15 protein-coding genes and 1 tRNA gene are annotated in these 19,988 nt (G+C 66.1%); 12 read left to right on the forward strand and 4 right to left on the reverse strand.

The window, feature by feature from the left end; genetic code table 11:
• Window positions 1–488 (reverse strand): 4Fe-4S dicluster domain-containing protein (locus NTX40_02945; GenBank protein ID MCX5648046.1); only part of this gene is annotated, 488 nt, incomplete at its 3' end.
• A gap of 209 nt (window positions 489–697) precedes the next feature.
• Here NTX40_02945 and rsmH point away from each other — a divergent pair.
• The 10 genes from rsmH to NTX40_02995 all read left to right on the forward strand — a co-directional run bounded on the left by rsmH (window position 698) and on the right by NTX40_02995 (window position 13,738).
• Window positions 698–1,903, forward strand: coding sequence for a 16S rRNA (cytosine(1402)-N(4))-methyltransferase RsmH (rsmH, locus tag NTX40_02950; GenBank protein ID MCX5648047.1), 1,206 nt, complete (start codon window positions 698–700; stop codon window positions 1,901–1,903).
• A 435-nt stretch (window positions 1,904–2,338) separates the two neighbouring features.
• Window positions 2,339–2,653 carry a transposase gene (locus NTX40_02955; GenBank protein MCX5648048.1) on the forward strand — a complete coding sequence of 105 codons (315 nt, stop codon included), beginning with the start codon at window positions 2,339–2,341 and terminating at the stop codon, window positions 2,651–2,653.
• 204 nt (window positions 2,654–2,857) lie between these two features.
• Complete coding sequence (locus NTX40_02960; protein MCX5648049.1) at window positions 2,858–4,756, forward strand: hypothetical protein; 1,899 nt, start codon at window positions 2,858–2,860, stop codon at window positions 4,754–4,756.
• A gap of 502 nt (window positions 4,757–5,258) precedes the next feature.
• Window positions 5,259–5,843: a TetR/AcrR family transcriptional regulator gene (locus NTX40_02965; protein MCX5648050.1), complete on the forward strand. Its 585-nt coding sequence runs from the start codon at window positions 5,259–5,261 to the stop codon at window positions 5,841–5,843.
• A 67-nt stretch (window positions 5,844–5,910) separates the two neighbouring features.
• Window positions 5,911–7,110: an efflux RND transporter periplasmic adaptor subunit gene (locus NTX40_02970; GenBank protein ID MCX5648051.1), complete on the forward strand. Its 1,200-nt coding sequence runs from the start codon at window positions 5,911–5,913 to the stop codon at window positions 7,108–7,110.
• Window positions 7,107–10,208, forward strand: a complete 3,102-nt coding sequence (locus tag NTX40_02975; protein MCX5648052.1) for an efflux RND transporter permease subunit — start codon at window positions 7,107–7,109, stop codon at window positions 10,206–10,208. The genes NTX40_02970 and NTX40_02975 overlap by 4 nt, the downstream gene beginning before the upstream one ends.
• 38 nt (window positions 10,209–10,246) lie before the next feature.
• Window positions 10,247–11,902: a TolC family protein gene (locus NTX40_02980; GenBank protein ID MCX5648053.1), complete on the forward strand. Its 1,656-nt coding sequence runs from the start codon at window positions 10,247–10,249 to the stop codon at window positions 11,900–11,902.
• A 182-nt stretch (window positions 11,903–12,084) separates the two neighbouring features.
• A complete protein-coding gene (locus NTX40_02985; GenBank protein ID MCX5648054.1) occupies window positions 12,085–12,231 on the forward strand; it encodes a hypothetical protein in 147 nt (48 codons plus the stop codon).
• A 45-nt stretch (window positions 12,232–12,276) separates the two neighbouring features.
• A tRNA-Ser gene (locus tag NTX40_02990) sits at window positions 12,277–12,369 on the forward strand.
• 34 nt (window positions 12,370–12,403) lie between these two features.
• Window positions 12,404–13,738 carry a hypothetical protein gene (locus tag NTX40_02995; GenBank protein ID MCX5648055.1) on the forward strand — a complete coding sequence of 445 codons (1,335 nt, stop codon included), beginning with the start codon at window positions 12,404–12,406 and terminating at the stop codon, window positions 13,736–13,738.
• A gap of 112 nt (window positions 13,739–13,850) precedes the next feature.
• Here NTX40_02995 and NTX40_03000 read toward each other — a convergent pair whose 3' ends face one another.
• Window positions 13,851–15,209, reverse strand: a complete 1,359-nt coding sequence (locus NTX40_03000; protein ID MCX5648056.1) for a Gfo/Idh/MocA family oxidoreductase — start codon at window positions 15,207–15,209, stop codon at window positions 13,851–13,853.
• Between the two features lie 469 nt (window positions 15,210–15,678).
• Entirely contained in the window at window positions 15,679–16,698 is a 1,020-nt protein-coding gene (gene nadE / locus NTX40_03005; protein ID MCX5648057.1) for an NAD(+) synthase, read from the reverse strand.
• 196 nt (window positions 16,699–16,894) lie between these two features.
• On the opposite strand from nadE, the gene NTX40_03010 reads away from it, so the two are divergent.
• Together NTX40_03010 and NTX40_03015 are read left to right on the forward strand one after the other, a co-directional pair.
• Complete coding sequence (locus NTX40_03010; protein ID MCX5648058.1) at window positions 16,895–18,196, forward strand: DUF1080 domain-containing protein; 1,302 nt, start codon at window positions 16,895–16,897, stop codon at window positions 18,194–18,196.
• Between the two features lie 149 nt (window positions 18,197–18,345).
• A complete protein-coding gene (locus NTX40_03015; GenBank protein MCX5648059.1) occupies window positions 18,346–18,864 on the forward strand; it encodes a transposase in 519 nt (172 codons plus the stop codon).
• 102 nt (window positions 18,865–18,966) lie between these two features.
• On the opposite strand, the gene NTX40_03020 is transcribed toward NTX40_03015, so the two are convergent.
• The coding region (locus tag NTX40_03020; GenBank protein ID MCX5648060.1) for a glycoside hydrolase family 32 protein at window positions 18,967–19,988 on the reverse strand (1,022 nt) is incomplete at its 5' end.

Genomic DNA, 19,988 nt, shown 5'->3' on the forward strand with positions numbered 1-19,988 from the left:
ACCAGCGGCAGTTTGCGGCGGGCCAGCATCTTCGGGGCCAGGGTGACGTCGCTGAAGAGGTCGCCGCTGGTCATCTTGTAGAGGGCCGTCAGCGGGATTTCGCTCATGCGCCCGGCCTTCTCAACGACCTTCAGGAACGCCCGGTGGAACGCCAAGACCTTGCGCTGGCTGGCCGACACCTTGCCCTCTCGGTACGACATCTCGCGGAGGGCGTCGATGACGGCCGCCGGGTCGAGTTTCTTCGGGCACCGCTGCGTGCACGTCAGGCACCCCGCGCAGACCCAGATGGCCGCACCGGACAGCAGCCGCGCGGCAGCCTCCGTATCGCCGATCTGCACCAGGCGCATGATCTGGCTCGGCATGACGTCCATCCACCGGGCCATCGGGCACCCGGCTGTGCACTTGCCGCACTGGTAGCACTCGGCCACGTTGACACCCGTGGCTTTCCGGACGCGTTCAGCAAGTTCGGACATCACCGGTGTTGACACGGCACCGCTCCAGGGCATAAAAGGGGATTCGAGACTCAGCATCCAGGCTCGGCCAGAGGCGATCCTCTGCTCCCGAATTCCAAATCCCGAATCCCAAATTTTATCCACTGAATTATACGGTCGCAGGGCCCGCTTGGCAAGACAGAATTACCGACCTCCTGTTTTTTCACAGCGTGCAAAACGGCACAAGCCGTACAATAAGCCGGCCCATGGTAAACGGCAATCCCATTCCGCCCGAGCCGTCGCAGGAGTCCCGACCGCCGCGCCGCAAGCGGTATCCGGGCAAGCACCCCAAGCGCTTCGACCAGCGCTACAAGGAACTGCATCCGGAGGCCTTTCCCGGCATCCACGCGCACGTGCGTGCCCAGGGCCGGACGCCCGCCGGGGCGCATGTTCCGGTCCTGGTGGCGGAGGTCGCGGCCGCGCTGGCCCCGGCGTCCGGCGAGACGGTCGTCGACTGTACGCTCGGCTGCGGCGGCCACGCCGTTGAGTTCCTCCGCCGCATCGGCCCAGCGGGGCGACTCATCGCGTTCGACGTTGACGCCGCCGAGATGGAACGTACCCGCCGCCGCCTGGCCGAGGCCTTTCCGGCCGGCATCGTCCTCCCCATAGACTCGCCCCGCGGCCCTGGATCACGCGGCGGAAGTGGCGGCCCCCGGCGGAAGGGGGCGGCGGGACCGGACGGCGGCCCTCGCGTCATCCTCCGGCGGGGCAACTTTGCCGGCATCGACCGCGCCCTCGGGGCCCTAGGCATCAACGGGGTGGACGTCATCTTTGCCGACCTCGGCGCCTCGAGCATGCAGGTGGACGACCCGTCGCGGGGTTTCAGTTACAAGCAGGACGGGCCCCTCGACATGCGGATGGACGCGCGCCTGACGCTGACGGCCGCCGACCTCGTCAACCGGTTGTCCGAGGAGGGGCTGGCCGCCGCGCTGGTCGAACTGGCTGACGAAGCGGACCACGCCGCCATTGCCGCGGCCATCGTCCGCGAACGCCGCCGGCAGCCGATGACGCGGACGCGCGACCTGGTGCGCGTGGTCCTGGAGGCCAAGGGGCTCGACCCGCGCCGCTGGCGGAAGGAGGCGACCGGCGACAAACTCCACCCCGCCGCGCTCACGTTCCAGGCGCTGCGGATGCTGGTCAACGACGAACCGGGCGCCCTGCGGCAACTCCTGCGCGCGGCCCCGGCGTGCCTGCGGCCGGGCGGGCGCATCGGCTTCATCAGTTTCCATTCGGGCGAGGACCGCATCGTCAAGCAGGCCTTTCGCGAAGGCCTGCGGCAAGGGGTGTACGAGGCCGCTTCAGATGAGGTCATCCGCCCGTCGCGCGAGGAGGTCCGCGCCAACCCCCGCGCCGCCCCGGCGAAGTTCCGGTGGGCACACTACTCGCTGTGGGACCTGGGGCGGTGTGGATGAAACGAAGGCGGCGATAGTACTACAACGCCATTTCGTGCGGCGGGTCTCCGCACCCGCCGTGCAATGGCCGACGGTTGGAAGCGCGGCTCTCGGAACTGGGGGCGGCCTTGATCGACGCCTATCGTCGCCGACGCGATGGAGAGGCCCCGTGAGCCTGACCTACTGCCCGGAGTGTCTGAAGAAGCAGCAACGGATCAGCGAACTCGAAGAGGAAGTCGTCCAACTTAAAGCCCGTGTGCGTTACCAGGAGCACATCGCCGCCGAGGGGCCGTTCGGTTCATCCACCCCTTCCTCGAAGGTGCCGATCAAGCCCTCGGCCCTTCCCGAGCGTCAGGCCCGCCGGGGCGGGGGGCGGCCGGGCCACGCGGGGCATGGACGCGGGGTTCGACGACGGCGCCTTTCTGGCCGACGTGGAGGCCGACCAGATTGTTCCCCATGTGCCGGTGCGGAGTCCCGGCGCGCCGGGATCGGCTCCGGGCGGACGACGAGGCGGGCCAGGCGCGGCGTCGGGCGCATCGACGGATGAAGACCAAGGCGTACGCGATCGGCCAGCGACTGCGGAAACGCGTCGAGGAGATCTTCGCCTGGATGAAGACGGTAGGTGACCTGGCGCGGACCCGATTCGTGGAGCGATGGAAAATCCGGCTGGAGATGCTCGTGAAGGGCGCGGCGTACAACCTGCTGCGGCTCGTGCGTCTGACGCCTCCGCAGGATGCTGCGCCGGCGGAGACGGCGCGGCCGGCGGGGTGAACGCCGCCCGCCCAGGCTTCCGAACGTCGTTCGGGAGCCGCGCGCGACATAACGGAACGTCTTGCGAGGCCGCTCAACTATAAAAATGTCTCACCAAGAGAGACAAAACGTCGTCAGGCCGACTTCTTTAGCGGCCTGCTAGACAATGGGGAGGGGTTCCTGGTAATCTTGGATGTCGTGCAATAGGCTTGGCGGAGGAATACCATGACGACTTCAGGATCCCGTCGGCTTTCCGCCCTCATCGTCCTCTTGCTGGTGCTCATGCCGTCGGCGCTTTTGGCACAAGAGTCCACCCTTGCGCCAGATACGGCCCTCGGAAACGGCGCCCTGGTGTGGATCGTGCCAGGTGGGCACTCGGTCCATATTGATCCGCCGGAGGTGAGCATTGACGGCAAGACAGGCTCGCCGCTCAAACTCACCAAGCAGACGGTGGACGGAAAAACGACTCTGCTGGAATATGCTGTCTCCCTGAATGCGCCCGAAGCGAAGACGGATGGTTACTATCGAATGGACGTCACGCTCTATGCCGGCGACGGAGACTGGGGCCTCCGCCAGAAGTCCGAACTCGTCTTTTCAAAGCCGATCAAGCGGGACGTTCGCGTCACGCAGGCACTGCGAATCCCTGGAGCTGCCAAGGCACTGATCACGGAAAAGACCCGGACGAGCAGAGACCTCAAGGAGATCTACTCCGAGCCCCGCCTGATCGCCAGAGAGCTCTCCGCGGTTGATCCCCTGGGGGCCTATTTCAACCTCGGCCAGAAGTCGACCGATCTGCAGCATGTCTACCTGTCCATGCCGATCATCGGCATAGCTTTCAGGGAGGGAAAGGCTTTTCCCCAGGGCAAACCGCTCTTTCTGAGCATCGCCTGCGATCCCTACGCAGGATCTCAGTTCTATGGCCTGGCGATGAAGGGCGAAGATGCCGGAGTGAAGGTCACCGTCTCTCACACGTATGCGGGCTCCATGGTGCCTGTGAAGCAGGAAAATCGCTACGTGGTGCTGAAGGCTCATCGCAAGGGTGCGGACGGCATCATCAACACCTTCTATGCTACCATTCCCGAGATCGTGCCTGCACCGGCTTGGACGTATGAAGTCGCGGCGAACTACTACGACTATTTCTCCCAAGAGGGAAAAGGCTGGTTCGCGAACATCCAGAAGCTGGCCGAAGTGTTTCCTGACAAGAATCAACGCGGCAAGATTGTGTGCTGCCTGCACGGTTGGTACGACTTCGACGGAATGTACACCTTCGACTACGACAAGAATGCATTGGCCGACTCCTGGGTGGTTCATAAGAAATACCCGATGGATAAGCAAGAGATGCATCGACGCATCAGGTTCGCCACGGACCTCGGTTTCCGAGTCGTGCTCTATTTTGCGGACGGGATGAACTGCACCGGCGTGCCGAACGATATCCGCAAGGGGCACGCCTATGTCTATGCGAATGGCAAGACGCGGGGCGGCTGGGTTGGACCCACGGGCGGCGGCGGACCAGCGCTCGACCCATCCTCTCCCGTCGTTCAGAGGTGGTTCGCAGCCTACTTGGAGGCCCTGCTGAAGGAATATGGCAAAGAAGTAAGCGGCTTCGTCTTCGACGAAACCAACTACTTCATTCCCGGCGATGTCTCTTACCGCGACAAGGAGCACCCAGCCTACGCCGACCGAGCGATGATGAGTCTGATGCGCGACCTCAGCAGCAAGGTCCAGCAATGGCAGAAGACCAACGCCGATCTGGTGTTTCTGGAAGGCTCGCACCACGTCTACGGCTTGGTGGCACACGGTTCCTACTCCGATTTTCCCGGCTTCCCATTGATCATTAACTATCGCAATAACTCGTGGCAAACCTACTGGGAGAAGCCCGGTATCCGCAATCTCCACGGGCATTACCGTTCCGACATCAACATGGATTACCCCTACGGCTTTGATATGTCACTATCCGATGGCTGGTCGGACACAGGCTACCCTCCCACCGGACCGTCGCGGATGTCCGCCGATATCCTTGCCGAAGTTGCGGAACGATTCCAGCGCCGAATCAAGGAAGGCCCCCCACGGCTGAAGCTTAAGGAAATCGAGGGACTCGACTCTCTGGTCCGGCCAATTCCCTGAGGGGCCGCTTTGACGCGCGATGAGATGGGTGTCCCCCCCGAAAAACCCCATCTGGCTCTTCGGATGAGACGAACAGCCCGTATCGGACGAGCCTTGGCAGGTAAAGCTTGCGAGTTCGGAGGCTGAGCTTGATCGTTTTCGGCTGGACGCTGTCGTGAAGCGAAGAACGGGCCGGCGGAGGCGCAGACTGGTCAAGTCGGCCCAGAGCAGAATGGCCCAGCCCCCCTGCCGTTACGCCGGGCTTCACGGGCACTCCCGCCACCCCGTTGTCAAAGATCAATGCCAGCAAAGCCCGCCACCTGCTCCGTTTCGACGCGGATGTGATTTTCGGGATGCACAAGGGGTTCTTGTGTAAGATGCATGCCCGACACGACTTACAAAACCTTTCTTTGCCGCCGAACACCCGGAATACCTCTTGCAAAGCCCAGGGCCGGCCGTAAAATGGTACTGACTGGTCAGTTCCATTTTGAAGGACGGTGTCCCAGCGCCGGAGGCGTACGCCATGGCCAAGCGAGACCGGCGGGAAGCAATTATGCGGGCGGCCGAGAAACTCTTCACCGGTCCGCGCTTCCATGAGATCACGCTGGACCACGTCGTCGAGGAAGCCGGCGTCGGCAAGGGCACGGTCTACCGCTACTTCGAGAACAAGGACGACCTTTTCTTCCAGACCGCGACGCGCGGTTTCGACGAGATGTGCGAGTTGCTGCTGCGGAAGGTGCCCGAGGGAGCCCCTTTCGCCGACCGGCTGTTGAGCGCCTGCGTCGAGATCGGCGCGTTCTTCAAGCGTCGGCGGAAGTTGTTCCGCATGATGCAGTCCGAGGAGGCCCGGATGCACTGGCGGCGTCCGGAGATTCGCAAGCGGTGGCTCGCGCGGCGTCGGCGGCTCGTCTCGGCCGTCGCCGAGATCCTGCGCCAGGGCGTCCGCGACGGCAAGGTCCGCCGCGACGTCCGGCCGGACATCCTCGCCGCCTTTCTCCTGGGGATGCTCCGGGCGCGGGCCCGCGACATGACCGACGTCCCCGAACGCGGGCGGAGCCTGAAGAGAGTCGTGGACCTGTTTCTGGCGGGCGCCGGCCGTTGCGGCTGAGGCGACAAAGGACCAGGCGTGCCCTGCCCTTCGCGCGGCGGGGGCGCCGACAACGGAGCCGAGGACCATGAAGAAGGCGCTTGTGGTGCTTGTTGTCCTGGGGATCGCCGGCGTGGCGGGCTGGCAGATCTGGGTGCGGGTCACCGCCGCCGGCAAGCAAGCCGCCCGCGAGCGGACGCCCGTGCCGGTCGAGGTCGCGCCGGTCGAGCGGGCGACCATCCGCGACATCGGCGTCTTCACGGGGTCGCTCCAGCCGAAGGCACAGTTCCTCGTGGCGCCGAAGATCGGCGGCCAGCTGGTGAAACTCTTCGTGGACGTCGGCGACGCTGTGCAGCGTGACCAGATGATGGCGCAACTCGACGACGAGGAACTTACCCAGGAAGTGGAGCAGGCGCGGGCCGAACGCGACGTCGCCCAGGCGAATGCGGAGAACGGCACGAGCGACCTGGAACTCGCCCGGCGCGAGTTCGAGCGGGTCCAGACGCTCCGCGAGAAGAAGATCGCCTCGGAGGCCGAACTCGACGCGGCCCAGGGTCGTTACACGACGGCCCAGGCCCGGTGCAAGGTGGCGGCGGCCCAGGTGGCCCAGAAGGAGGCCGCCCGGAAGGCGGCCGACGTCCGCCTGGGGTACACGCGGGTCCTGGCCCACTGGGAGAGGGAGGACGGGCCGCGCGTCATCGGCGAGCGGTTCGTCGACGAAGGGGCGCTCTTGAAGGCCAACGAACCGATCGTCTCGGTCCTCGAGGACCGCGTCCTCGTGGGCGCGATCAACGTCATCGAGCGTGACTATCCGAAGATCCGCATCGGCCAAGAGGCCACGATCACGACGGACGCTTTCCCGGGCGAGCAGTTCCCGGGCCGCATCGTCCGCATCGCCCCGTTCATGAAAGAGAGTTCGCGCCAGGCCCGCGTGGAGATTGACGTGCCGAACGCGGACCGGCGCCTCGCGTCGGGCATGTTCATCCGGGTGTCGTTGGAGTTCGCCGAGCACGCGGGGGCGACAGTGGTGCCTGTGGAGGCCCTCGTCAAGCGCGAGGGGCGTCCGGGCGTCTTCGCGGCCGACATCCAGGCGCGCAAGGCCCGCTTAGTGCCGATCAAGGTGGGCATCCAGAGCAGCGAGCGGGCCGAGGTGCTCGAACCGGCCCTTGAGGGCTTCGTGGTGACGTTGGGGCAACACCTGCTGGAGGACGGTTCGCCGATTCTCCTGCCGCAGGAGAGCAAGCCCGCGGCGGCCGCGGAGTCGCCCGTGCCCGGAGACGACCAGTGAATATCGCGCGCTTCTCCGTCCACCGGCCGATCTTCACGATCATGGTGGTCCTGATCGTGGTCATCCTGGGCGTGGTGTCGCTCGTGCGGCTGCCGATCGACCTGATGCCGGACATCTCGTACCCGACGCTGACCGTCTCGTGCATCTATGAGAACGCCTCGCCGGAGGAGATCGAGAAACTCATCTGCCGGCCGATCGAAGAGGCTGTCAGCGCCGTCCCCGGGGCCGAGGAAGTGACGAGCACGTCGTCGGAAGGCCAGGGGATGATCCGGGTGACGTTCTCGTGGGGTACGGACCTGGACGCGGCAGCCAACGACATCCGCGACCGGCTGGACCGCGTTATCCCGCGTCTGCCGGAGAACGCCGACCGGCCGACGCTCCGCAAGTTCGACCTGGCCAGTTTCCCGATCCTGATCCTCGGGGCCTCGAGCCGCCTCGACCCGGTCCAGATGCGCAAGATCATCGACGACCAGGTCACGTACCGGCTGGAGCGGGTGCCGGGCGTGGCCGCGGTGGACATCCGGGGCGGCCTGGAGCGGGAGATCCACGTCTCCTTGAATCCCGAGAAGGTCAACGCGCTGGCGATCCCGTTCGAGCAGATTATTCGTCGCGTCAGCGAGGGCAACATCAACGTGCCGGCCGGCACGATCGACCGCGGCAACTTCCAAGTCACCATCCGCACGCCGGGCGAGTACACGACGCTCGAGGAGATCGGCGACACGGTCATCGCGACGCACGAGGGCGTGCTGATCCGGCTGCGCGAGATCGCCGACGTCGAGGACTCGTGGGTGAAAGTGACGCGGATCGTCCGCGTCAACGGCGAGCCGGGCCTGAGGCTGTCGATCAACAAGCAATCCGGCAAGAACACGGTGGAGGTGGCCCGGGCGGCGCTCGCGGAACTCGACGCGATCAACCGCGACATCCCCCAGATCGCCATCGTGCCGATTATCGACACGTCGGACTACATCCGGCGTTCGATATCGAGCGTCGGCTCGTCGGCGGCCTACGGCGGCGGGCTGGCGGTGGTCGTGCTCCTCTTGTTCCTGCGGAACGTGCGCAGCACCGTGGTCATCGCGCTCGCTATCCCGATCTCGATCGTGGCGACGTTCGCCCTGATGTACTTCGGCGGATTCACGCTCAACCTGATGACCCTCGGAGGCCTGGCGCTCGGCGTCGGCATGCTCGTGGACAACTCCATCGTCGTCCTCGAGAACATTTTCCGGCTGCGCGAGGGTGGCCAGCCGCCCGAGGCGGCCGCCGTCAACGGCACCGAGGAAGTCACGGCCGCTGTCGTCTCGAGCACCCTCACGACGGTGGCCGTGTTCCTGCCGCTCGTCTTCATGCGCGGCATGTCGGGGGTGATGTTCAAGCAACTTTCGATCGTCGTGAGTTTCTCGCTGCTGTGCTCGCTGGGGGTGGCGCTGACGATCGTGCCGATGCTTTCGGCGCGGATCCTCACGTCCCAGCAGGGCCGCGAGGCTGCACGCGAGACGCTCGGCCACCGGATTTTCCGCCTCAGTGCGCGGTTCTTCGAGCGGCTGGAACTCCAGTACCGCGATCTCCTGCGCTGGGCGCTCGGGCACCGGCTGCTAGTCGTCCTCGGGGCGGCCCTCGTGCTCGGCGGGAGCCTTTCGCTCATCCCGTTCGTCGGCGTCGAACTGATGCCCACCACGGACGAGGGCGAGGTCCGCATCTCCGGCGAGATGCAGGTCGGCACGCGGCTGGAACTGGTGGACCGCCAGTTCAAGGACGTCGAAGCCATCGTCCGCCGGTTTGTTCCCGAGATCAAGAATCTCGTCACGAGCATCGGCGGGTCGCCGTGGCACGGCGGAGGATCGCACCTTGGGGAGATGCAGATCTCCCTGGTGCCCCAGAGCAAGCGCACGCGGTCGAGCGACGAGATCGCCGCCGATCTCCGCAAGAGGCTCCAGGGCATCCCCGGCGTGACCATCCGCACCCGCGCGGGCCAGGGGCTCTTCGTCTTGCGAATCGGCACTCAGGACGCCGACGAAGTCCAGGTGGAGATCCGCGGCTACGACCTGGAGACGGCCGACGCCCTCGCCGCGAAGGTCAAGGCCATCGTCGAGGCCGTCCCCGGCGTCACCGACGCCCAGACCAGCCGAGAGTCCGGCACCCCCGAAGAACTCATCCTGATCGACCGCGAGAAGGCGGCGGACATGAAACTGACGCCCTCGGCCGTCGCGAACGCCCTCGAAACCTTCCTCTCGGGCACTCGGGCCGGCGACTTCCGCCAGGAGGGCGACGAGTACCGCATCCTCGTCAGGCTCAAGGATCCCGAGCAGATGGCACTCAGGGACATCCTCGACCTCACGCTGACCAACGCCGACGGAGAACCCGTCGTCCTGCGGAACGTCGTCAACGTCGCGCCGCGGAGCGGCCCCGTCCAGATCGAACGCAAGGACCAGGAGCGGGTCACGACCGTGTCGGCCAACCTCAGCGGCCGCGACATGGGCTCCGTCCTTTCGGACATCCGCAAAGGCCTTCAGTCGGTGCCCGTCCCGCAGTCGTTCAGCATCCTCTTCGGCGGCGACTACGAGGAACAGCAGAAGGCCTTCCGCGAACTCCTCCTCAGCATCTCGCTCGCCCTCGTCCTCGTGTACATGGTGATGGCGTGCCAGTACGAGTCGCTCCGCGACCCGTTCGTCGTCATGTTCTCGGTCCCCTTGGCCGCCATCGGCGTCGTCCTGACCCTGTTCTTCACCCGGACGACGTTCAACATCCAGTCCTACATCGGGTGCATCATGCTGGGCGGCATCGTCGTCAACAACGCCATCCTCCTGGTGGATCACACGAACCTGCTGCGCCGGCGCGACGGCATGCCGCTCCGCGGGGCGATTGAAGAAGCCGGCCGGCGACGGCTCCGGCCGATCCTGATGACCGCACTGACGACGATCCTCGGCCTGCTGCCCCTGGCCCTCGGCATGGGCGAAGGCGGCGATGCCCAGGCGCCCCTCGCCAGGGTCGTCATCGGCGGGCTCTTCAGTTCGACCCTCATCACGCTTGTCTTCGTCCCGGTGATGTACTCGATCTTCGAGCGCCGCATGGCCGGCGCCCGACTGGAGGCCGGCCAGGCCTGACCGTTTCCGGGGGAAGCCGCTTGCAGGGAAGGAGACTTATGGTGCGGAAGATCGCCCTTGGCCCGCTCGGCGCTGTGATGCTTGGCCTGGCCCTTCTGCTTCTTGCCTCGTGTGTCTCGATGGACTTCACGCGTCCGTCGGACTACATCGGTCCGGTCCGCGAGGCCGAGGTCCGCCCGCCGGCGCCGCCGCCGGCGCTTCCGCCCGAGGCCGCACCCGCCGAGCCGCCGCCCGCCGAAGCCCCCGAGGCCGCCGCACCGCAGCCGATCGAATTCGGCGTCCAGGAGGCCATCGTGATGGCGATGGAGAACAACCGCGCGCTGTCGGTCGAGCGACTCCGCCCGCCCATCCGCCGCACCTTCGAGCAGGAGGAGCGGGCCGCCTTCGACCCGGTCCTCACAGCCGGCGCCGGCCGCGAGCGGACGCGGGAACCCGACACCCCCCCGGACGGACCGTCGAACCTCGTCACCAAAGCCATCGCCACCGACACCGCTGTCTCCGAGTTCCTTCCGACAGGCACGACTCTCTCCGTCGGCGCGAGCACCGAGGTGCTCGACGGCTCGCTCTACGACGACCGGCTCGCCTCCACGCGCGTCGGCCTCTCGGTAACCCAGGCGCTTTTGCGCGGGGCGAGCGTCCAGGCCAACCTCGCGAGCCTCCGGCAGGCGCGGCTCGACACGCTCGCTTCGGAGTACGAACTCCGCGGATTCGCCGAGGCTCTCGCGGCCAGCACCGAAGACGCCTACTGGGACTACGCCCTTGCGGAGCGGCGGATCGAGATTTTCCAGGGCGCCCTCGCGCTGGCCGAAAAACAAATGGCCGAGACCCAGGAGCGGATCAACGCCGGCAGTCTGGCCGAGATCGAGTTGGCCGCCTCCGAGGCGGAGGTCGCGCTTCGACGCGAGAACCTCATCAACGCCCGCAGTGGGTTGGCGACATTCGGCCTCAGGCTCCTCAGGCTCCTGAACCCCGCGGGCGGGGCCTTCTGGGACCGCCCCATCGTCCTCGGGAACCAGCCCTCCGTCCCCGACGTCGAACTCGATAAGGTCGGCCAGCACGTCCGGGTCGCCCGGCGGATGCGGCCGGACCTTAACCAGGCGCGGCTGCTGGTGAAGCGCGGCGACCTGGAACTCGTCAAGACGAGGAACGGCCTGCTGCCGAGGCTCGACCTGTTCGTGACACTCGGAAGGACCGGCTACGCCGACTCTTTCGGCCGGTCGGTCGAGGCAACCGACGAGGGCCAGAACTACGACGTCTTCGCCGGCGTCCAGTTCCTCTATCCGCCGATCAACCGCGAGGCGCGGGCCCAGCACAGCCGGGCGGTTCTCTCGCGCCAACAGTCGCTCGAGGCCGTCCGCAACCTCGCCCAACTCGTCGAGGAGGACGTCCGCAGCGCGTACATCGAGGTCAACCGCGCCCGCGAGCAAATCCCCGCCACCGCCGCCACACGACAGTTCCAGCAGGAGAAGGTCCGGGCCGAGACCGAGAAGTTCCGCGTCGGCAAGTCGACGTCGCTCCTGGTGGCCCAGGCCCAGCGCGACCTCCTCCAGAGCCAGATCGCCGAGGTCCAGGCCGTCACGAACTACCTCAAGGCCCTTGTCAACCTCCACCGCCTCGAGGGATCCCTGCTCGAGCGGCGCGGCATCGCGGCGCCGGGGCGCGAGCCCGTCACCCTCGCCGGCGAGGCCGACTGAGCGGGATGGATTGGCGGACGCCCGCAGCCCCAAGGCGCGGGCCGACTGACCCCCCTTAGTAACCCGCTTTTCGCTCTCAACAACAGAAACCGCCCGCGCGCCGGTGCACCATTGCAATATGGCGTTCGCGGGCGGAAAATGAACAGACAGCGTCGCGGCCCGGCTACGAAAAGGGGAAGGGAATGCAGCGAGGCGTTGCGAGGCGGCACGTACTCGTTCTCGGATCATTTCTTGTGCTCGTGGCCGGGTGCGCCGCCCCTGCCGAACGCGAGGCGAGCGAGGCGGTCGCCGACGTCGCTCGCGAGTACGCGCGCCAGCCGGCGGCTTGACAGTCGGCCGGGCGGCGATAGAATACGGCTGTCAAACCGTTTCGCGGAGAGGTGGCTGAGCGGCCGAAAGCGACGGTTTGCTAAACCGTTAGGCGGGGTAAACCTGCCTCCCGGGTTCGAATCCCGGCCTCTCCGCCACTTTTTGCCGCCTGTTGCGGCACGAGGTACTGCGATGCCCACCCGTATGCGTCTTTGCCTGTTTGCGGCCCTTGCGTTTTTCCTCGCCGCCTGCGCAGCATCCTGCGGAGGCTGCGCGCCCAAGACGCAGCGCGCGCCCCGACACATCGGCGCCGACGTCCTCGGCGGCCTGGCGCCCCAGGCCCTCCGCGACGCCTACGCCACTCCCGCCTTCGTCGTCCGCAACCTGGCGGACGGACGCCACGCCGCTCTCCAGGACACCGACCTGGCGCCCGGCGCCCACGTGGACGACTCTAATCTTCTTATCTATGCCGAAGGCTCCGGCGACACCGTCGACGCCTCCCGATGGACCATGCGCCTCCTCGCCGAAAGCCCCTACGGATTCCCCGACCGGCCGGAACGCCTGGTGGTCGTCCTGCTGAAGTGGAGTGAAACGCAGGATGTCGTCGCCGAACACCTGAACCGCAAGGCCCAACTCCAGGCCGCCGCTCGCATGAACGACATGCTCGAAATCCACCGCCGGCGCCACGGCAACCGCGGCCACGCCAGCGTCATCGGCTTCAGCGCCGGCACGCGCGTCACCCAGTTCGCCTTCTCCGGACAGGTGCCCGAAGGCGAGGACTCCCATCCCGAAGGCCTCGCCCACGCCGACAACATCGTCTTCCTCGGCTCCAGCATGTGCTGCCTGGACGAGACGCCCTACGATAAAATCCGCGGACGGTTCCTCAGTTTCGTCAACCCGCGCGACACGCACTACGGCGACCGGGCCCCCTACACCGCCCCCGCCGGCGAATCGCCACGCTTCCTCAAGATGCTCGACCCGACCGTCCTTCAGCGCCATCCGAACTTCGGCGCCAGCGTCCTGGGCTTCCGCCGCATCCCCACCCTCACGAGTGCCGAACAGTTCGACGCCCTCGAGGCCGCCCGCGCCGCCGACTCCCAAGGGCCCGTCGCACGCGCCTTCAGGATGGTCAACGTCCCCGTCCCCATGGGCCTCGTGCCCTACAATCTCTTCGGCGACCCGGTGCCCAACGACGACGCCGACGATTACCTCAACCTCGCCCCCAACCATTACACGATGGTCGGCCGCGGACCCGCGGGGCGCACCGGCGTTCCCACGTTCGCCCAGTACCGCGCGGCGGCCGAGGAATTCGTCCGCGAACAGGTCGGCGCCGCCGCCCTCCGCGGACGCGTCTTCCGCTTCGACCTCGAGGCCCAGCCCGTCGGCGCGAACCCCCTCAAGCTCCCCCTCTTCTTCCCGTGGGCCATCCTCCGACAACCCGCAGAGGAAAAAACCACTACGCCCACCGAACCGCCGAAGGAAAAATCCGAAACCCCTGACGTGCCTTCCGAACCGCCTGCCAATTGAAATCCCGCGTACTGGTTAAAGCCCGCAGATGAGCCCCGGCTTCACCAGGGCGAATCTGCGGGACCATCCCGCCGACGCGTTCGGTCGGCCTGCCTGCCTGCCCCCCCCAGTCTCAGAGCGACCAGCCTTGGCGGAACGCGGGCTTCACATGCTGGTTGGCGTCGGCGAAGTTTGTGAACCGCATCGCCTTGGCGTCCCACTCGAGCGTCTGCGTGGGGTAGCGGATGGCGATGGCGCCCAACAGCCCGATTTGCGTGAGCGGGCCGCCGTAGTCGTGGAAGTCGGAGCCGGCCTTTCGGCCCTCGAGGATGGCGTCGCACCAGTCCGCATGATGGCCCGCGACGCGGGGGATCGTCTTCTCGGGCAGTTTATAGGCCTTCATTTTCTCTTCGGGAATGATGCGGCACCCGCCGGCGCCGTGGCTGCCGTGCGTGATCGTGCCCTTCGTGCCGATGACGACGGCCCCGGTGCCGGGCGGGTTGCGGTCGGCCTCCAGTTCCGGCGGCCGGGGAATCCGGTTGTTGCCGTCGTACCAGACGAGCGTGACGGGACCGCGGTTGCCCTTGGCCGGAAATTGGAACGTGATCTTCGTGGCCGGCGGATAGCACAGGGCGTGCTGGACAGGGTCGTACCCCTCGACCTCGGCCCGCACCGTGGTCGGCGCGCCAAGGTCCAGCGCCCAGAACGACGGGTCCACCACGTGGCAGACCCAGTCGCCGAGGCAGCCGGAGCCGAACGGCATCCACCCTCGCCAGTTAAACGGCAGGAAGACGGGGTTATACGGCCGGGACTGGGCCGGGCCGAGCCAGAGATCCCAGTCCAGGTGCTCGGGCACAGGGGGACTCTTCGCCAGTTCCGGCAACTTGTTGATCTGGCAGTAGACGTCCTTGTAGGCGTCGCAGCCGGCGTGGATTTCCTTGACCTCGCCGATGGCGCCGTCCCGGATCCACTCGCAGAAGAGGCGGATGTGCTCGGACGAGTGGCCTTGGTTCCCCATTTGCGTGACGACGCCGGCCTCGCGAGCGACCTTCATCATCTCGCTGACTTCCCAGATGGAGTGGGCGAGCGGCTTCTCGCAGAAGACGTGCTTGCCGCGCTTCATCACCGCCACCGCCGCCACCGCGTGGGTGTGGTCGGGCGTGCCGACCACGACGCCGTCGATCTCCTTGGCGTGCGCGTCGAGCATCTTGCGGAAGTCGCGGTAGGTCTTGGCCTGGGGGAACCGCTTGTAAGTTCCGGCGGCACGTTGGTCGTCGACGTCGCAGAGGGCGACGAAGTTGTGGCCGCGGCCGGCGATCGCCCCGATGTCGCCGCCCCCCTGGCCGCCGCAGCCGATGCCAGCCAGCGTCAGCGTCCGGCTGGGCGGCCGCTTGCCCTCCCCACCCAGAACGTGGGCGCCCACAACGTGAAACGCCGCTGCCCCCGCCCCGACCGTCCGCACGAATTGCCGTCTCGTCATTTTGGTGCGCATGGAACCTTACCTCCGTGTGTTTAGGCCGATGGGCTCTTGACCGCCGGCCTCCTGGTGCTTGGACGTCCCTTGCCTGTTTAACCCTCGCCGGGGTGCGCGGTGCCGCTATAAATATACTGTAACCGTTCACGGCCTTTGGGCCGGCCAGGCTCACGATGAGCCTGATCGGTGATATATACGCCCCCCCGCACAATAGCAGCAAGGAAAAACCCAGCAAAAAATATTTTCGTGGCCGCCCCCTTCACCACCGCGCCACCCCCTCAAAAACCACGTGACTGGATACGAACAAGCGCCAGCCGAAAAAGTGACCTTTTTCACGCAGGATTCAGGTTAAGTTCTATGTCACCGGAACTCCCCTGTGGCACGGCGGGCCTTGTCCCGCCGTGCGTCCCGGCCCCAACCCCAACGGGGCAGGCGGGGCAAGCCCCGCGGCGAACACGCTTTCGTTTGCTGTTGGCCGTTTGGCCGTTCAATCCGCAATCCGCAATCCGAAATCCGCAATCGTCTTGTCGCCGTTCACCCGCAGCCCGCCCCCGATGCCGCCGTCCACCGCCGCCACATGCGCCGGGTCCCGCTTCCACTCGCTCAGCCGATTCATCTCGCGCACCAGCCGGATCTCGCGCCGCCGAAGGCCCTCCCCCATCAACTCCTCGTCCGTCCGCCCCCGCTCGATCCCGTCCAGCACGATGTCCAGTTTCTCGTAGGCGATCCCCAGCGCCACTTCATCCGTCACGCCGCGCATCATGTCCGGCGACGGCGCCTGCCGGATGATCTCCTCCGGCACCCCCAGGTGCCGCGCAAGTTGCCTGACCTGCGTCTTGTACAATCCCATAAGCGGTTGAAACGGCATGTCGTCCGCTCCGCCTGGGGTGAACCAGCCCGTCATCCCTTCCGACCGGTTCGCCGCCCCGATGATGCACGCCCCGGCCTCCGCCGCCCGACGCTCAATCACTTCACGCCGATGCAGTTGCCGCCCGTTGAATGCCGCCTCCACGTGCCGTATCGTCAACCGATAAATGAACCGCGCCACCGGCCGGCGATCAAAGTCTCCGTTCCGCAGCGTGGACATGAACGGCATCTCGCCCGTCACCAGCCGGTACAGCCGGTAAAGCACGTGCCGATTCAGAAAACCCCACCGCGCCGTCACCCGCATCGTCCCGGACGAATAATGACCCTTCGCCCGTATCTGGGGCGTGATGTCTTCGGACTCCCATGCGAGGCCCTGCCAGTCGGCGACCAGACGCGACTTGCGGGCCGTGTCCGGGTCCGTGTCACGCTCGCCCAGAAACACGACGTGCACCAACTCCCGCCCGAGCGCCCGCACCGCCAGCGACGCCAGCACCGCCGAATCCAGACCGCCGCTCAGGCCCATCAGGACGCCGCCCGCGCACCGGGGCTCCCGCGCACGCCGGATATAATCCACCAACCGATCGACCGCTCGTCCCGTGTCAATCGCCAGCACCTGTTCCGCCCGCTCCGCGAGTTTCATATGGTCCTCTCCCGACACCGCTTTCGCTCCTATTTTCGCCTTCCCCCCTGCCGCGTGCAATAACAATCCGGCCGCCTTCATGCGCCTGACGGCCGGGAATTATCCGGCTTTGCACCACATCGGTTGTGGCAATTGGAAACCCCTCGACGTATACTTGGACCAGCCTTGCAACGGTGGCGCGAACAGGAGGTGTGCGATGCGATCGACACTGCTTGGGATGGTGGCCCTCTCGCTGACCCTCTGGCTCGGGGCGACGACCGTCGCGCGGGCACAGACGGACGAGCAGGGTTTCGTCGCAATCTTCAACGGCAAGGACCTCGCGGGCTGGGACGGCGACCCGCGCCTCTGGTCCGTCAAGGACGGCGCCATCCGCGGCGAGACCACCACGGAGAAACCCGCCAATGGCAACACCTTCTGCGTCTGGCGCGGCGGCAAACTCAAGGACTTCGTCCTCAAGATCAAGTTCCGCATCCAGAACGGCAACTCCGGCATCCAGTACCGCAGCAAGGAAACGGACAAGTGGCGCATCACCGGCTACCAAGCCGACTTCTTCAACAGCCCCGGCCAGGACGGGGGCCTCCACCACGAGGGGGGGCGCGGGTGGCTGGTCAACGTGGGCGACTTCATGGTCATCACCGAAAAGGGCGAGAAGAAGGTCGTCAGCAAGGTCGCCGACTCTGGCGCCCTCAAGGAGGCCGGATACTACAAGGACAAGGACTGGAACGAGTACATCATCATCGCCCAGGGCAACTACCTCCGCCACTACCTCAACGGGTACCCCACGATAGCCCTCATCGACGAGGACCGCGTCACCGACCCGGCGGACCCGAAGGACCGCAAGGGCGCCGCCCGCGAAGGAATCCTCGCACTCCAAATCCACGCCGGGCCTCCCATGATCGTCGAGTTCAAGGACATAAGCATCAAGCACCTTGCGGGGCCGTTCGGCAACGCCGTCCGACTCTTCAACGGCGAGAACCTCGACGGTTGGACGCCCTCCAGCGACGCCCTCAAGGACACCTTCGGCGTCTCGGGCGGCGTCATCACCGACACCGGCAATCCCGCCGGCTACCTCCGCACCACCCAGGACTTCACGAATTACGCGCTCCACCTTCAGATGCGGCACGTGACGGCCGGCAACTCGGGCGTCCTCGTGCGCATCGTCGGACCCGACAAGGTCTGGCCAAAGTGCATCGAGTGCCAGGGTCAGTCCGGCGCCATGGGCGACATCTGGAACATCGACAACTTCCCCATGAAGGTCGCCACCGACCGCACCAGCGGACGCCACACCACCAAAATGCACGAGTCCAACGAGCGGCCGACGGGCCAGTGGAACGATTACGACATCACCCTCGACGGCGGCAACCTGGAGATCCAAGTGAACAACCTCACCCAGAACACCGCCGCCGAGTGCGAGGAGGTTCCCGGAAAAATCGGTCTCCAGGCCGAGGGCTCCCAAAAAGAGTTCCGCAACATCGTCCTCGTGCCGATTGAGAAATAGCGCTGGCGCTGCGCGGCGCGGATTGCGGAATTCCGTATCCGAGCCGCGACCGAATCCGAGGAGCGGCGTCCGCTCGCTGACGCTCGCGGCTCGGTTATAGTGTCTGAGCCGCGCCGAATCCGAGCCGCGACCGTAAGGGAGCGGTCCCAATGACGGAAAACTTCCCGTTCCCCCTCGCCTACCTTATCACGTTTACCTGTTACGGCACGTGGCTTCATGGCGATGCCCGCGGCTCCGCCGACCGAGTCCACCGGATTCCGGGCACACCGTATCTTCCGCCAGACCCGGTCCGGCAGGCGAAGGCTGTCGGCGTGATGCAGGGCGATCCCTACGCGCTCAATCCGGCAAAGCGATGCTGTGTGTTGCGATTCCTTCACGAAACCTGTGCGGCGCGTGGCTGGCGTCTGTTGGCCGCCCATGTGAGAGAGACACATGTCCATGTAGTTGTTGCGGCGGCCGAGACGCCGGAGCGAGTCATGACGTCGCTGAAGGCCTACGCCAGCCGAGGATTGAATGAGGCCGGTTTCGATGCCCCTGGTCGGAAGCGTTGGACCCGTCACGGCAGTACCCGATACCTCTGGCATGAGACAGCGGTTGAACAAGCGGTCGCCTATGTGGTGAACCAACAGGGGGAAGCCATGGCGGTCTATGATGCACGCGGCGTATGAACGGCGTCCGCTCGCTGACGCTCGCGGCTCGGTTATAGTGTCCGAGCCACGACCGTCAGGGTTTTCAGGCCGCCGCGATTACTTTCGCCTTTCCCTTCCCTGTCATTCCCACGCGGACCGCAGTTCGTACACCTCGAGCGAGACGATCCGGGCCTCGCCGCCCTCGGCGTAGACGGCCAACGTGCGGTTCGCAAGGTCCGGCAGAAAGCACGTCGGCATCGCTATGAGTCCGTCGTTCCCGAAAACCTCGATGCTGGTCCGGTCCAGGAGGATCTGGAGGCGGATTCTGCCGTCGATCGGCGCAAGCGGCGCCTTCTTGCCTAAAGCCGTGACTTCCTTGGCGGCCGCGTCGTACCGCACCTTCTGGCCGCGCAGCGTGAAGCCGACCGCCGTCGCCTGGCCGAGTTCGATCTCGGCGCGGATGTCGAACAGTTCGCCCTCGAGGCCCGAGAGCAGGTTTTCGCCGCCGGGCGCGAGCGCTCGGGCCGCCCAGGAATGCTTCTTCGCGTGGATGTTCTCGATCTCCCGGACGGGCTTCTTGGTGAGGCGGACGCCCTCCGGCGTCGTGCGCAGCGCCAGTTCCGTGGGGAAACTCATCTGCTGGTTGAACGGCATGCCGGGGTACTTGCCGCCGCGCATCCAGGCGATCTGGAGGCGCCGACCGTCGGACGGCGGAATGTCGCTCCAGGTCTGGGCGGCGTAGCAGTTGCCGCCCCAGTTGGACTGGAGCGGCCCGGCTTCCTTCGTGAAGGTCTTGCCGTCGAACGCGCCGAGCATGTAGTTGCCGTTGGCGCCCCAGAAGACCCACTTCGAGTTCCTGGGGTCGCCGTCGACCGCAAGTTCGAAGAAGTCGGGACACTCGCCTGAGCCCGGCATCGGCACGTCGCACAATCGCGTCCACTCCTTCAGGTTCGGCGACCCGAACAGGGCGTAGTCGTTCTTGTCGAGGTACAGGGCCATGACCCACTTCTTCGTGGGCGCGTGCCAGAGGACCTTCGGGTCGCGGTTCCCGCCCACGATGTGGCCGAGCACGGGGTTCTTCTCATACTTGGCCCACGTGCGGCCGCGGTCGCAGGAGTAAGCGATGCTCTGGGTGAAAGGCTCGCCCGCCGAGGTGTAGATGC

Source organism: Planctomycetota bacterium, assembly GCA_026387035.1.
In the GTDB taxonomy this organism is placed as follows: Bacteria; Planctomycetota; Phycisphaerae; order FEN-1346; family FEN-1346; genus JAPLMM01.